The following is a 12,614-nucleotide window of genomic DNA, read 5'->3' as shown; positions in this document are numbered from 1 at the left end:
TTAAAAAGTTAGGCCAGTATAGCAGCTCGTTAATGAATGAGTGAGTGTCATGGCAAAGACTAAAACGGCGTTTGTATGTGGTGAATGTGGGGGTGAATTTCCACGCTGGCAGGGGCAATGTACTGAGTGTAAAGAGTGGAATACCATCACCGAAATTCGCTTGGCGCCTGCTGCCGCTTCCGCTAGTCGCAATAGTCGTTTTGTGGGCTATGCCGGCGCTCAAGACAATAAAGTACAAACCCTTGATCAAGTCGCGCTTACCGAATTGCCGCGCATTGGCAGTGGCTTTAGCGAGCTTGACCGAGTACTAGGCGGCGGTATGGTGCCAGGCTCTGCCATATTAATTGGCGGTAACCCAGGCGCGGGTAAGAGTACTTTATTGCTACAAGTGATGTGTGGCTTAGCCAGTCGTATGAAAACCTTATATATCACTGGCGAGGAGTCGCTACAGCAAGTGGCGATGCGCGCTCAGCGCTTAGGTCTGCCCCGAGATAAGCTTCGCATGTTATCTGAAACCAGCGTTGAGCAAATTTGTCACATTGCCCGTGAAGAAAAACCGGCAGTGATCGTAATTGACTCCATTCAAGTTATGCATGTGGAGGGCGTGACGTCATCACCAGGCTCGGTCAGTCAAGTGCGCGAAGCCGCGGCCCAGCTCACTCGTTATGCTAAGCAACATGGCGTGGTGGTATTAATGGTAGGGCACGTCACTAAAGACGGGGCGTTGGCAGGACCTAAGGTGTTAGAGCACTGTATAGATTGCTCTATTATGCTAGATGGCGCTAACGATAGTCGTTTTAGAATGCTGCGTAGTCATAAAAACCGCTTTGGTGCCGTAAATGAGTTAGGCGTATTTGCCATGACTGAAACAGGCTTAAAAGAGGTGAGCAACCCCTCGGCTATCTTTTTAAGTCGCGGTGAAGAACAAACCACTGGCTCAGTCGTCATGATTATTTGGGAAGGCACGCGGCCCTTATTAGTAGAGCTACAAGCACTGGTGGATTATTCACAACTTGGTAATCCGCGCCGGGTGACGGTGGGGCTTGAGCAAAATCGCCTCTCGATGTTATTAGCAGTGTTACACCGCCACGGTGGTTTGCAAATGGCCGACCAAGATGTGTTTGTAAACGTAGTGGGTGGCGTACGAGTGGAAGACACCAGTGCCGATTTAGCTTTACTACTGGCGCTAGTTTCGAGCTTTCGTGATAACGCCTTACCGCAAGAGTTGGTGGTGTTTGGTGAGGTGGGGTTATCGGGTGAAATACGCCCCGTGCCCTCAGGGCAAGAGCGCCTGATGGAAGCGGCCAAGCATGGCTTTACTCGCGCTATTATTCCTTGGGCAAATCGGCCTAAACACTCACCGCCAGGCATGGAAGTGATTGCCGTTAAAAAATTAGAAGAGGCGCTAGAAGCGCTGTAACTTAACTAACACTTACTCAGCATACGGGCGCGAGTCTAATAGCTCTTCAAATTGGCGCAATAATAAGGCTTCTTCGCCAAGGTTAAGCTCCATTAAGCGCCGTAGCCGGCTCGCGCTTTCAATATCTAGCAATTCGCATTCTATACCAATGCATTCATGCTGGTGAAAACGCTGGCGGGCTTGCATAATAATCTGTTTATGTTCGCCATCAAGAGATAAACGCAGTTCAAGTGGGGCATTAAGCTCTGCTTGCCACGGTTCAGTCACCTTAAGCAGCGCGCCATGAATAGATAAATCTTGCACCAATACCGAGTGTTGCTCGCCATCTAAAGTTATTATCCAAGCGGGAGAGCTAAACTCAACCCGAGTAAATATTCGACGCTCGGCCATAAGGGCTCCTGATCACGCGGGTTCTTCATTCGCGCTCAAGTGATTAAGTAAAGACACGGCAAATACTAAGCGGTCTTCTAAACTAAAGCGCTCTTCTAGCATCTCACCCAGTACACTGAGATCCTTATCTAATTCCAATAACACTTCGTCATTATCTACTTTTGCATATTTATCGTGAAAATTAAGCGCTAACACTGAGCTTTTTTTCAAGCGCAGGTAAATACGCTCGGCAAGAGTCCGGCCACTGCCGCGGGCTGACTCATAAGCCGCCATCACATAATCGTATATTTCAAAATGCGCCGCACTAACGTAATCCACCAGCTGGCTACAAAAGTCGCTGAGCTCTTGTGGCTCTGGCAATACTTTTCTATCGGTCGATAAACGAATGTATTCCACTAATAAAGCTTGGCGAGCTTCCATAAAGTCGTCTAGCGCTTGGTGTTTACCGGTGAGCTTAGCTTTGCTATGTGCCATTTTCCTGAGCATGATTCCCTCCTTGGGATGCTAGAGCCGCATAACTGCATAGCTCATAAAAGACAAACGTTACCTATCCATCATTAAAGAAAAATAGCCGTCGGGTCAATCACTATCCCTCTAACTTGGGCGCTATCTCGCGAACCTTGGGTCCCTAAGACACAAGCTGACTTGAGCTTTTCTTAGTAATCATTAACGCAGAATTTGGTAGTTGCCAACAATTTACTGGAATATTTGCAACTTTATTCATCCACCTCTTTTACGCAGTTGCTACTTATGGTTAAGCCTTAGCACGATAGTGCTGCAAAAAGCAGCATTTAGACGCGATGTGACGTCTAATTGGGGCTTTATCTAAGGTAGTGATACAATAGCCGCATTTGCCACCTGTTTTGGGACGATAGAATGCAACCTTTGAAAAATGATCGTTACTTACGTGCTTTATTACGCCAGCCCGTTGATTACACACCGGTTTGGATGATGCGCCAAGCAGGGCGTTATTTACCTGAATATAAAGCCACCCGTGCCGAAGCAGGCGACTTTATGGCCTTGTGTAAAAACGCTGAGCTGGCCTGTGAAGTGACCTTGCAGCCGTTACGTCGTTTTCCCTTGGATGCGGCGATTTTATTCTCTGATATTTTGACTATCCCCGATGCCATGGGTTTAGGCTTGTATTTTGAAACCGGTGAAGGTCCTAAGTTTCAACGTCCTATTACGTGTATGGCTGACGTACAAAAATTAGGTATTCCTGATCCTGAAGGTGAGCTGCAGTATGTGATGAATGCGGTGCGCACTATTCGTCGTGAGCTAAAAGGTGAAGTGCCACTGATTGGTTTCTCTGGCAGCCCTTGGACCTTGGCCACTTACATGGTAGAAGGCGGCGGCTCTAAGGCCTTTACTAAGACCAAGAAAATGATGTTTGCCGACCCCAACGCCATGCACTTATTGCTTGATAAGCTAGCCGACAGTGTCACTAGCTATTTGAACGCGCAAATTGCGGCCGGTGCTCAGTCGCTAATGATTTTTGATACTTGGGGTGGGGTGTTGAGTACGCGCGACTACAAAGAGTTCTCTTTGCAGTACATGGCGAAAATCGTGGATGGCTTAGTCCGTGAAAATGACGGTCGTCGCGTACCGGTAACATTATTTACTAAAAATGGCGGCCAGTGGCTTGAAGCCATTGCGGCTACCGGCTGTGATGGTATTGGTTTAGACTGGACCATCGATATGGCCGATGCTAAGCGTCGTGTAGGCGATAAAGTGGCGCTACAAGGCAATATGGATCCCTCTATGTTGTATGCTCCGATCCCACGCATTGAACAAGAAGTGTCAACCATCTTAGAAAGCTTTGGCGAAGGCCCAGGCCATGTGTTTAACCTTGGCCACGGTATTCACTTAGATGTAGATCCTGAGCATGCTGGCGCCTTTATTCGTGCGGTACAGAAATTGTCTCGCCCATATCATGCTAAGTGATATGAAAGGTAAGGAGTGAGGGGGTAAAACCAAGTCTGCAATCGGTTATTATCGTTACTCTTTAGAAGAATAAAAAAAGCGCCGCAAGGCGCTTTTTTTATGAGGAGTATAAGATGCAATAGTAAAGGAGAGGCAAAACTTTAAGTCTGCAGCAACTGCCCTTCAGTGCTACCCTCACGTTTCACTAACTTAACCTAACTCTTTTTGATATTTATTCACCGTGGTTAAGAAAGTGCGTTTTTCTTGGCCGCTTAAGCCTTCCGCCATGGGGAGTTTAACTTGCATGGCATCGACGGCACGATTATTCACATGAAATTCATAGTGCAAGTGCGGTCCTGTTGAGCGACCGGTATTACCAGAAAGCCCAATGCGTTGGCCGCGCCGTACGCTATCACCTTGTTTCACTAAAAATTTACTTAAGTGCAAAAACCGGGTGGTGTATTGGCGACCATGGCGAATAACAATGTAATTACCCGCTAACGGATGATGCACCGCTTTTACGACTACCCCATCGCCGGGCGCCAGTACAGGCGTGCCCACGGGCACGGCAAAGTCGGTACCTTTATGAGCGCGTACCCGCCCAGTAATAGGGTGTTTACGATTTAAATTAAAGCGTGAGCTAATGCGCGGGGTGACTTCTAGCGGAATACGAATAAAGCCGCGCTCTAAGCTTTCGCCTTTACTGTCATAAAATTTGCCATCTTCATGGCGAAAAGCGTAATAAGTACGGCCTTTATTATTAATTTCTACGGCTTGTAATTCAGACTTGCCCGTGCTTTTTCCTTGTACAAACTCGCGCTGTACTAATACTTTAAAGCTATCGCCTTGGCGTAAGTCGCGAGCAAAGTTAAGCTGCCATTGAAACAAGTTGGCCACGCGCTGAATTTGCGTGGCAGATAAACCGGCATCACGCGCGCTTAAGTAAAAACTGCCTTTGATCACCCCTTTAAGGGCGCGGGTTTCCCAATTACTGGCTTCGGTTTTTATCTTGCTATCGTAGCCATCACCATTGCGCACAAAAGTACGAGTATGGAGCAAGTCTTGTTTGATTTTAAATTCAAGCAACAAGTTATCTGAGTCAATGAGCAAGCTAAGGGTTTGGCCGGGCTTAAGGCCATCTAACACCCGCTCTTTATCTACTTCTAGTAACTTGTACATAGTGGCCAGCGGTAAGCCTAAGCCATTAAATATGCTGCTTAAGGTATCGCCGTTTTGTACGCCGTATTGCTGCCACTCTGGCTCTACGGCGGCCAGTTCATCCAATGCATCCACCGGCTCTACGGGGCCTAAGTCATCATCGGGAAGCGTAAAAAATTCGGTGTTATCTACCTGAGGTTGAATGGCGCCCGCAGGCAGCGCTAACGTCTCGGGTAAACTAAGGGTACGGGGTGGCTCAAGTAAATGTTGAGCAGAAGGGAGCATCACTGCCGTTGTCAGTGTCAGCGTACTCAATAAGACAATGCCATAAAGGTGTCGCTTGGGTAGCTGCTTAGGAACATCTTGCAGTTTTACTTGAAGTGGGCGGAGAAAATTCATCCGAAGTACCTATGCCTATGAAGTGGCTAAAATAATGAAAACAAAAACCGCTTTAGCTATCCGACTCAGGTAACGGATAATAAAGCGGTTGATTTTAATACAAAAAACGCTCAAAGGCTGAATTCAGCACGGTTTGGTAAGCAGCAATAAACAGCTTATCGTCTTGGTGCTATTGGCGTGAATCATGGGTTTGAGCTAATTTATGTAAAAAAGTTCCTTATTTTAACGCAGTAAAGGGTAAATATTTAGCGTTAGTTGAGTAAACACTTCGTCATCGCCGCTGCCAACTGCTCCATAAACCTAAAATAGCCCTCAGCACTTGGGCTGATATCGGTTGCTAATGGGTCTAGCACACCACTGCGAGCTTGGGTATTGCGCAACACAGCGCTCACTACCGCGGGCTTAAACTGTGGCTCGGCAAATACACACACGGCCTTAGATTGTTTAAGGGCATGATGAATGCGAGTGACGGTTTTAGCGCCAGGTGCTCGGGCAGGGTTAACAGTAAAGTGCCCCAATGATGACAGCTGATAATGGCGTTCCCAATGCCCATAGGCATCGTGAAATACAAAGTAGCCAATGCCTTGTAACGGCGCTAATTGTGCGGCCAGCTTAGCGTCAACTTTTGCTAATTTTGCCTGAAAAACAGCCAAATTAGTTTGATATCGATCATAATTTTGCGGATCGATCTGGCTCAATTTTTTAGCAATCAGTGCAGCGATAGCCTCGGCTTGGTGTGGATCTAGCCAGATGTGTGGATCTTGGCTGCCGTGATGATGGTGGTGACTATCTTGCTCTGTATCTTCGATCACTAAAGAATGTTTATCGTGATGGTGAGCATGCTCAATAGCCGGTAACTGGCTAAGTAGCGCCACACTTTTTTCCTGACTTGCTAGCAGTGGGGCTAAGAAAACTTCTAGCTCGGGTCCCACCCAAATAACGAGGTCGGCATTTTTTATTTTTCGCACATCAGAAGGGCGCAGCGCATAATCGTGGGGCGAGCTGCCAGGGGGCAATAATAATTTAGGTGTAGCTGTGCCTTCAGTAATAGCGCTGGCGATTAATTGCAGTGGTTTAATAGAGGTGAGTACTTCAACGGCACGAGCCTGGCTGCTTAAAACCAAGCACAGGCACAAAGTGAATACGACTTTCATGGGCGGGGAGTCCAGATGAGTGATAGAGTTTGCTAACTAAGCAATGTTATAATATTACAAATTGAGAAGTAAAGGCATAAAATCCATGATGAGGCTGGTGGAATTAACGGACGTGGGACTCACCTTAGGCGGCAATGTTATTCTAGAACGAGTGTCATTAACGCTAGAACGCGGTGAAATCCTAACGATAGTCGGCCCTAATGGTGCGGGTAAAAGCTCATTAATTAAATTGGTATTAGGGCTATTAACGGGGCACACAGGGACCTTGTGGCAGAAGCCAAGGTTACGCGTGGGTTACGTGCCGCAAAAGCTGCATTTAGACTCAGTACTGCCATTAACAGTAGCGCGCTTTATGAGCTTATCTCATGGGAGAAAGCTCACTGTTACCCAAGCGCTGGCCAAAGTAGGTGCTGAGCGCTTAGCCGAGCGCAGTATGCAAGCGTTATCAGGTGGAGAAATGCAGCGCATTTTACTGGCTCGGGCTTTGATGATGCAGCCGGAGTTATTAATTCTTGATGAGCCTGCCCAAGGGGTAGATGTGCATGGCCAAACGGAGTTATATGCCTTAATTAAGCTGCTGGCGGATGAGCTGCAATGTGGCGTGTTAATGGTGTCTCATGATCTGCATTTAGTCATGGCCAGCACTCATAGTGTGATTTGCTTAAACCAACATATTTGTTGTCATGGTGAGCCTGAAGATGTGGCGCGCCATCCTGAATTTGCCCGCTTGTTTGGCCGACCTGAATTAGCGCAGTTAGCCGTGTATACCCATCATCATGACTGTGACGATGAACACCATGGAGATGTCCGTCATGTGGGATAGTTTTTTAGGCTATGCGCTGTTAGCTGGGTTAGGTATTGCTATTTTAGCCGGCCCCTTAGGCAGCTTTGTGGTGTGGCGGCGCATGGCTTATTTTGGCGATACTTTAGCGCACTCTTCATTATTAGGTGTAGCGTTTGGCTTAATGCTCCAGATTGATTTAACACTGGCAGTACTGGTGGCTTGTGTCTGTTTAGGTATTGTTTTGGCTGCGTTACAGCGAGCCAGTTGGTTAGCAACGGACACCTTATTAGGTATTTTAGCGCACACCTCGTTATCTCTTGGCTTAGTGGCCTTGGCTTTTATGGATAATGTACGTGTGGATCTGATGGCCTATCTGTTTGGCGATTTATTAGCCATTCAGTTAGTGGACTTATATTGGATATTTGGCGGTGGCTTAGTACTACTGGCGATATTACACCACTTTTGGAGCCAGTTATTGTCCATTACCGTGAGTGAAGAACTAGCGCGGGTAGAGGGCATTAAAGTTGAGCGGTTAAAACTCCTGTTATTGCTAATGATCAGCGTCTTAATTGCGGTGGCGATGAAATTTGTCGGCGCGTTAATTATTACTTCTTTACTGATTATTCCTGCCGCTACTGCGCGTCGCTTTAGTCGCTCACCGGAGCAAATGGCCGTGTATGCCATGGGGCTGGGCATGGTGGCCGTGGTCGGCGGTTTGCAGCTGTCGGTCAGTTATGACACGCCCGCTGGACCTTCGGTAGTAGTGATAGCGGCGGCGTTATTTTTGTTGTCTCATTTAGTGCCCAAACGAGGTTAAAGAACGACGCCAACTAGATACCTAGCTACACCTACTTGGTGTAGCTAGGTCTTACTGAGCTTGCCTCAGTGTCTCGTACTGTCAGGTACTGAGGCTTAGCAGCGAGTCCCTAATTTCATCAGGATGGCGCATAAATTATAAACAGCGCTCTTGCTATCGCTCAAAACTGGGCGCTGCTAGTACTTCATGGACCCGTTGGCGCAGCGCAGGCAGCGTTTCGCTTTCAAACCAAGGGTTATTCATGAGCCAATACCGGTTGCGAGGCGAAGGATGAGGCAAAGGTAATATAGTCGGGGCTAGCTCTTGCCAATGGCGTACCGTTTCGGTGAGCGTTTTATAGCGCTTACCTAAATAGTAGCGCTGAGAATACTGGCCAATAAGCAGTGTCAGTTCAATATTAGGTAAGACGCTAAGCAGCTGTTGATGCCACGCCGGCGCGCACTCAGGGCGCGGCGGTAGGTCGCCACTTTTGCCTTTGCCCGGATAACAAAAGCCCATAGGCATGATGGCCATTATTTCGGGGTCATAAAATTGCTCACGAGTTAAGTCTAACCAGCGGCGAAGAGTATCACCACTGGGATCGTTCCAAGGAATGCCCGTTTTATGGACCCGAGTACCGGGTGCTTGGCCAATAATCATAATGCGGGCAGCGGGAGCCATTTGTAATACGGGGCGAGGGCCTAACGGCAAATGAGCTTCACATAATGTGCACGCGCGCGCCTGCATTAATATTCGTTCAAACTCAGACGGATTATTGCCCATATTGCCTCACTTATTAAAAGGGTGCCGTTAGCGCCTTAACTAAAGATCGCACTTTTTTAATAGCCTAAATTAAAATCCACTAAGCCCTCTAGCGTTTTTCCTGTGGTGTATTTTAAATAGTTACGACTAAAGCGGGTAACGATTTGCTCAGGAAAACTATAACCCGAGTTATGAGGCGTAATCACCACATTTGGCATATCCCACAGTGGGCTGGCTACGGGTAACGGCTCGGTAGCAAACACATCCAGTACTGCTGCCCCAATATTACCGTGGCGCAATGCTTGGATCAGCGCCCCTTCATCTACTGCATCGCCGCGGCCAATATTAAAAAAGATAGTACCGGGTTTAAAATGACTGATGCGCTCGGCATTAAATAAGCCGCGAGTTTGTGCCGTAGAGGGCAATACACTGACTACTACATCGGCGCGCGCTAATACGTTATTTAAAGCGGGCAGCTGATAAGTATGATCAAAGCCGGCGGCTTCTCGGCCCGAGCGACTAATACCCAGCACTGACATGCCAAAATGTTGCGCGGTATGGGCAATATGTTGGCCGATACTGCCGGTGCCCATGATCAGCATGGTTTTTCCTTGGAGACTTTCATAAGGAATAGGCTGCCAATTATGTAAGCGTTGTTGCGCTTTATAATGGCGCAAGTGGCGGGTGAGCGATAATAAATGACCAAACACATATTCACTGACTAACGGGCCAAAAATGCCTTTGATATTAGTGAGATAATAATCTTGGCGACACTCGGCATGCAGTAGCGCGTCCACGCCGGCATACGTCGATTGTGCCCAGCGCAGCGCTTTTGCTTGAGGCAAACGCTCGCGCAGCTTTTGTGGCTCACCCAATAAAATATCAGCATGGCTGAGTGCGGCTTGAATACCCGCTTCATCGCTTGGCGCTAAAATCGTTAAGCCTGGCAGGTAGGCCTGTTTTAATAATGCTTGATACTCGGCGTTATCTTGGCTGAGCAATAACAGGGTATGATTGGCCATACCTTCTCTCCTTATTATGCTTCTTGTCAGGGCATTTTATGAGACAATGCCACATGCCTAAACTTATACCAGCATGGGCCGCCTAAACTGTGAGTCGTGATGTGAAAGACCCATAATGGCAAAAAAATGATCACATAACCACAAGGAAATATCTGTGTTCGGGGATAAATTTTACAAAAAAATCAACAAGCTAGCTCCGTGGCAACAAACTGTATTTGCGCTAGCGCTGGCCGAACGCATGTATCCCAATTACCAGTTATTTAGCGATACCAGTCACTTTGGTAGTGGAGAGCGTTTTCGCGAAACACTAAATATCTTGTGGACCTATCTCACCGTTAAAGGCTCGCGGGTAGACTTAGGCGCCGAGCTTGAGTCGTTTGAAAGTATGATCCCCGACCCTAGCCAATTTGAAAGCTATGGCGCCTATCCTGCACTCGATGCCTGTGTGGCACTGGGTTGTGCCTTTAACTCGGTGATTTGTCGTATTGGTGAAGAAGCCATTGAAGCCAGTCATGCCTCTTTAGGTACCGTTGCCGGTTTTGTAGAGCTACTCGCAGAGCGCGAGTTAAGCGAAGAAGAGCTCTATGAAGAAGAGCTATTAATGGCAGAAATGGAGTTTCAGGTGGCTTTACTAGAGCGAGTTAACCAGCCCCGCGATGCTGAGGCTATTCTAGCGATCCGAGACTTTGCTGCTCAAGAGGGCGTCTCTAATATTGGGATTAGCTTAGACTAATTCACGGTTTAATATGGTCTGCTAAATAGGGCATAAGACTCGCCCTATTTATGAGAGACAGAATGCTTGGGCTATTCGTGCAGCAGGCTGCCCACTTGTAATAGTGGCGCTACATCTAAGTCATTGGCATTCATCATGGATGAAATACGTTGTACTGAAGAGAGCAATAGATTTTGCTCCCATTCATCTAAGCCTTGAAAACGCTGAATAAAGCTTTCTTGAAGCGGGCGCGGCGCGGTTTTTAACTTATCTTTGCCCTCATCGGTTAGCACGGCATACACTTTGCGCTTATCGGTTTGGCTACGCTCACGACGCACTAGTAATTTTTGCTCTAATCTATCGATAATAGTGGTGGCCGTAGCTTGACTCATATGAGTGGCTTGAGCGAGTTTACGCATCGTAATATCGCCGTGCTCGCTAATGGCCTGCAGCAACAGCAACTGGGGGCCGGTTAAGCCCGACTCTTTACTCAGCTGTCTGGAGTGCAGATCGATGGCGCGAATAATTTGGCGCAACGCCACTAGCATATCTTCATGTTTTTCCAAGGTGTTAACGCCGCCTATACTTGTCTAATCTTGCCAGCACCATAGCGCAAAAGCTGCCTTTTTTAAAGACCAGTAACAATTGCTCGCCAAACTTAGTCCTCATTACCGCCACTGTTGCAGGGCTAAATCTAAGCTGTGCTCGCCATCCGTCAGTTGCACTTCACTTTCTTGCAGCGTGGCAAATAGCTCAATATTACGCTGACATAAACTGGCTAGTCTTTGCGGCTGAGGATCGCTTAAGTGATAAATGGCCAATCTTGGCAGTGAGCTTAACTGAGTGTGATGTTTTTCCCACCACAGCTCAGCGCTGCGCCCGCCATAGCTATATACTAGTACTTGCTCGGCGCGAGACAAGGCTTGCTTAATGCGCTTGACGCTGGGCTCGCCTAATTCAATCCACATTAAAATACGGCCATCGTCGGCGTTAAGCCAAAGCTCTGGCTCATCGTCGCTACTCAGTCCTTTAGTAAAACGTAAACTAGGGTGAGCATGGCGGATAAATGCCAGTAACCGCACCATAAGTCGGATGTTAGTTTCTGAAGGGTGTTGTGCGAGAGTGAAGCTGTGCTCTTGGTAATAATGGCGATGGAGATCGCTAATATTAAGCTGCACTTTATGGATAGCGGCAGGTAAAGCCATAATGGTTACTCTTAGAAAAAGCGCTATGGTAGCGACAAGAGTGCGCGAACGCTATGCGCTTAATCAGGTCACTGTTTTACACAAAGCAAGGGGTTGTGCCAAGCGCTGGCTAAGCTAACACCATTACCTGTTTTTTTATCCAGTAGCGCCTGCTACACTTTGCATTTTTTTACTAAGAGCGATTGTTGTGGCAGATTTTAAGACCCATGTAAAAGTTGCCTCTATTGCGACAGGCATATTGGCCAGCAGTTTGGCATGGACCGAGCTCATTAGCCTGCCAGAAGCCTGTCTTTTATGGTTAAGCGGCTCGTTAGGCGGCATTATGCCAGACATAGATGCCGACACCTCACGCTCCATTGAGATTATCTTTCGCCTCTTTGGTGCGCTCGCTAGCACGCTAATGATGCTGTATGGCCGCCATCATTTACCTTTACTTGATACCTTATTATTAGCAGGCGGCGCCTATTTATTGATGCGCTACCCTTGTTGCTGGGCGTTTGCCAAACTCACAGTGCACAGAGCCAGTTTGCATTCATTGCTGGCCAATGGGGTGTTTGGTATTGCGACAGTATTGGTAAGTTACCATCTGTTTCATTTAAGCGTCATTCAGTCTTGGTTAATGGGCGTGTTTATGTTTATTGGCGCTGTGATCCATTTAGTACTCGATGAAATATACAGTATAGATTTAGAAGGCAGGCGGCTTAAAAAATCCTTTGGCACAGCACTTAAAGTGATGCAATGGCCAGCACACTTACCTAACTTAGCGCTATTAGCCTGTTTATGGTGTGGCGGGTGGTTAGCGCCTTCTCCTTTGCCTTTATGGCAGATGGTAAGGCAACTATTGCGCTAGTCTGATAGCTGATAAGATATTAGGGCTGGTGGCTCACTC

At 47.5% G+C, this 12,614-nt stretch carries 14 protein-coding genes; 6 read left to right on the top strand and 8 right to left on the bottom strand.

Annotated elements, in window-relative coordinates:
- Positions 1-49: 49 nt before the first annotated feature.
- Positions 50-1,420 carry a DNA repair protein RadA gene (gene radA, locus CBP12_RS07460; RefSeq protein WP_086963870.1) on the top strand — a complete coding sequence of 457 codons (1,371 nt, stop codon included), beginning with the start codon at positions 50-52 and terminating at the stop codon, positions 1,418-1,420.
- Between the two features lie 12 nt (positions 1,421-1,432).
- On the opposite strand, the gene CBP12_RS07455 is transcribed toward radA, so the two are convergent.
- The gene (locus CBP12_RS07455) at positions 1,433-1,810 is read right to left on the bottom strand and encodes a PilZ domain-containing protein (protein ID WP_086963869.1); all 378 of its coding nucleotides are present in this window, start codon (positions 1,808-1,810) and stop codon (positions 1,433-1,435) included.
- 12 nt (positions 1,811-1,822) lie between these two features.
- Positions 1,823-2,296, bottom strand: coding sequence for a sigma D regulator (gene rsd, locus CBP12_RS07450; protein WP_086963868.1), 474 nt, complete (start codon positions 2,294-2,296; stop codon positions 1,823-1,825).
- 390 nt (positions 2,297-2,686) lie between these two features.
- Between rsd and hemE the strand changes: the two genes are divergently transcribed.
- Complete coding sequence (hemE, locus tag CBP12_RS07445) at positions 2,687-3,754, top strand: uroporphyrinogen decarboxylase (RefSeq protein WP_086963867.1); 1,068 nt, start codon at positions 2,687-2,689, stop codon at positions 3,752-3,754.
- A 189-nt stretch (positions 3,755-3,943) separates the two neighbouring features.
- On the opposite strand, the gene mepM is transcribed toward hemE, so the two are convergent.
- Both mepM and znuA read right to left on the bottom strand, forming a co-directional pair.
- Positions 3,944-5,290, bottom strand: a complete 1,347-nt coding sequence (mepM, locus tag CBP12_RS07440) for a murein DD-endopeptidase MepM (protein WP_086963866.1) — start codon at positions 5,288-5,290, stop codon at positions 3,944-3,946.
- Positions 5,291-5,541: 251 nt separating this feature from the next.
- Positions 5,542-6,444: a zinc ABC transporter substrate-binding protein ZnuA gene (gene znuA, locus CBP12_RS07435; protein ID WP_086963865.1), complete on the bottom strand. Its 903-nt coding sequence runs from the start codon at positions 6,442-6,444 to the stop codon at positions 5,542-5,544.
- An 85-nt stretch (positions 6,445-6,529) separates the two neighbouring features.
- On the opposite strand from znuA, the gene znuC reads away from it, so the two are divergent.
- Together znuC and znuB are read left to right on the top strand one after the other, a co-directional pair.
- Entirely contained in the window at positions 6,530-7,267 is a 738-nt protein-coding gene (gene znuC / locus CBP12_RS07430; protein ID WP_086963864.1) for a zinc ABC transporter ATP-binding protein ZnuC, read from the top strand.
- Positions 7,257-8,045: a zinc ABC transporter permease subunit ZnuB gene (znuB, locus tag CBP12_RS07425; protein ID WP_086963863.1), complete on the top strand. Its 789-nt coding sequence runs from the start codon at positions 7,257-7,259 to the stop codon at positions 8,043-8,045. The genes znuC and znuB overlap by 11 nt, the downstream gene beginning before the upstream one ends.
- A gap of 153 nt (positions 8,046-8,198) precedes the next feature.
- Here znuB and CBP12_RS07420 read toward each other — a convergent pair whose 3' ends face one another.
- Positions 8,199-8,807, bottom strand: a complete 609-nt coding sequence (locus CBP12_RS07420) for a uracil-DNA glycosylase family protein (RefSeq protein ID WP_086963862.1) — start codon at positions 8,805-8,807, stop codon at positions 8,199-8,201.
- Positions 8,808-8,863: 56 nt separating this feature from the next.
- Entirely contained in the window at positions 8,864-9,808 is a 945-nt protein-coding gene (locus CBP12_RS07415) for a D-2-hydroxyacid dehydrogenase (RefSeq protein WP_086963861.1), read from the bottom strand.
- 154 nt (positions 9,809-9,962) lie between these two features.
- Between CBP12_RS07415 and CBP12_RS07410 the strand changes: the two genes are divergently transcribed.
- Positions 9,963-10,541, top strand: a complete 579-nt coding sequence (locus tag CBP12_RS07410; RefSeq protein WP_086963860.1) for a YjaG family protein — start codon at positions 9,963-9,965, stop codon at positions 10,539-10,541.
- Between the two features lie 71 nt (positions 10,542-10,612).
- Here CBP12_RS07410 and CBP12_RS07405 read toward each other — a convergent pair whose 3' ends face one another.
- Both CBP12_RS07405 and CBP12_RS07400 read right to left on the bottom strand, forming a co-directional pair.
- Positions 10,613-11,086: a MarR family winged helix-turn-helix transcriptional regulator gene (locus CBP12_RS07405; protein WP_086963859.1), complete on the bottom strand. Its 474-nt coding sequence runs from the start codon at positions 11,084-11,086 to the stop codon at positions 10,613-10,615.
- Positions 11,087-11,188: 102 nt separating this feature from the next.
- Positions 11,189-11,725: a YaeQ family protein gene (locus tag CBP12_RS07400; protein ID WP_086963858.1), complete on the bottom strand. Its 537-nt coding sequence runs from the start codon at positions 11,723-11,725 to the stop codon at positions 11,189-11,191.
- Positions 11,726-11,912: 187 nt separating this feature from the next.
- Here CBP12_RS07400 and CBP12_RS07395 point away from each other — a divergent pair, with 187 nt between their 5' ends.
- Positions 11,913-12,575, top strand: coding sequence for a metal-dependent hydrolase (locus tag CBP12_RS07395; RefSeq protein WP_086963857.1), 663 nt, complete (start codon positions 11,913-11,915; stop codon positions 12,573-12,575).
- Positions 12,576-12,614: the final 39 nt, after the last annotated feature.

It is taken from the genome of Oceanisphaera avium, assembly GCF_002157875.1.
GTDB classification, from domain to species: Bacteria; Pseudomonadota; Gammaproteobacteria; order Enterobacterales; family Aeromonadaceae; genus Oceanimonas; species Oceanimonas avium.
Note: the sequence above shows the minus strand (reverse complement) of the source record. Positions and strands in the feature narration are given on the sequence as shown.